Here is a 1,496-nt window from a genome sequence, read left to right on the forward strand (position 1 = left end):
AGCCGCCCGAGATACAGCTTATGCGTGCGCCCGTCGCGTTCAATTACTCCTTCGCGCATCAGTCCCTGGACGATGCGAAACACTGTGGTTGCGCTTAGCCCACTGGCCAGCGTGAGGTCGCAAATCCGCATGCCCCGTTGGCCCTGGTTAGCAATGAGCCGGACTTGCATCCAGCCGCGCTCAATGCTCTGCGTTCCGCTTCGGAGGGATGAAGGTTGTTCGGACATGGGCTCCAACCTGTTGTAGTACGCGCTACGCTGTCATCCGTGGTTCGGAACCAGTTGCGGTATCTGATTTTCGATCACGGCCCCGTGATGAGGGATCATTCTTCGCTCGCGAGGAATGCGGCGCGGATTTCCGCCGGGTCGCAGACGCGACGAACTTGGATATTCTCTTGTGGTTGTCGACCGTTGCTCCATCGATTTGGTTGTCGTAGTTGTGGCAGCGATCGACGCGACGGGACAGCCGTCGTGAAAGTGAAATCTTTCACCCGGTGGTTATGCCCCAGTCCCGCAGCACTTCTTGCGTGTGCTCACCTGGCGTCGGCGGCGGGCGCTGTACCGCGGAAGGCGTGCGGCTGAAGCGCGGCGCCGGCGCAGGTTGCAGCACATCTTCGATGCGAATGAAAGTGTCACGTGCCTCCATGTGCGTATGCTGCGGCGCTTCTTCCATGGAAAGCACGGGCGCGAAACACACGTCCGTGCCCTCCAACGCATCCTGCCATTGCTGCCGCGTGCGGGCAATGATTCGCCCCGCGATGGCTGCGCGCAGTTGCGGCCAGCGCTGGCGATCCTTCCGCGCTGGCAGCTGCGCTTCGTCGAGGTCCAGGCGCTGCAGCAGGTCGCTATAGAAGCGTGGTTCGATCGCGCCGAGCGAAACGTACTCGCCATCGGCCGTCATGTAGACGCCGTACCAGGGCGCGCCGCCGTCCAGGATGTTGTTGCCGCGCCCGGGCTGCCAGACGCCGGCCGCCTTGAGCCCGAAGGTGCTGGCCATCAGTAGCGCTGATCCATCGACCATGGCCGCGTCGACGACCTGACCCTGCCCCGATTGCTTGGTTTCAACATAGGCAGCGAGCAGGCCTACGGCCAGTAGCATCCCGCCGCCGCCGAAGTCGCCTACAAGGTTGAGCGGCAGTGCCGGCGGCCCATCTGCGGCTCCCATCGCGGCCAGTGCGCCGGTCAGCGCAATGTNTCAACATAGGCAGCGAGCAGGCCTACGGCCAGTAGCATCCCGCCGCCGCCGAAGTCGCCTACAAGGTTGAGCGGCAGTGCCGGCGGCCCATCTGCGGCTCCCATCGCGGCCAGTGCGCCGGTCAGCGCAATGTAGTTCACGTCATGGCCGGCCGCTCGGGCGAGGGGGCCGTCCTGGCCGAAGCCCGTCATGCGGCCATAAACCAGGCGCGGATTCACCGCATGGCATTCCTGTGGCCCCGCCCCTAGACGTTCCATCGCGCCGGGGCGAAAGCCTTCCAGCAGGATGTCGGCGCGCTCCAC

Annotated in this window: 3 protein-coding genes; all 3 read right to left on the minus strand. The window is 64.5% G+C overall.

Annotation, left to right across the window (positions count from 1 at the left end):
- On the minus strand, nucleotides 1–227 hold a 227-nt coding region (locus tag QZH66_RS15965; protein WP_305806875.1), incomplete at its 3' end, for a helix-turn-helix domain-containing protein.
- A gap of 259 nt (nucleotides 228–486) precedes the next feature.
- Nucleotides 487–1,164: a CaiB/BaiF CoA-transferase family protein gene (locus tag QZH66_RS15970; RefSeq protein ID WP_305806876.1), complete on the minus strand. Its 678-nt coding sequence runs from the start codon at nucleotides 1,162–1,164 to the stop codon at nucleotides 487–489.
- A 17-nt stretch (nucleotides 1,165–1,181) separates the two neighbouring features.
- On the minus strand, nucleotides 1,182–1,496 hold a 315-nt coding region (locus QZH66_RS15975), incomplete at its 5' end, for a CoA transferase (RefSeq protein ID WP_305806877.1).

Source organism: Stenotrophomonas sp. YIM B06876 (assembly GCF_030711595.1).
GTDB lineage: Bacteria > Pseudomonadota > Gammaproteobacteria > Xanthomonadales > Xanthomonadaceae > Stenotrophomonas.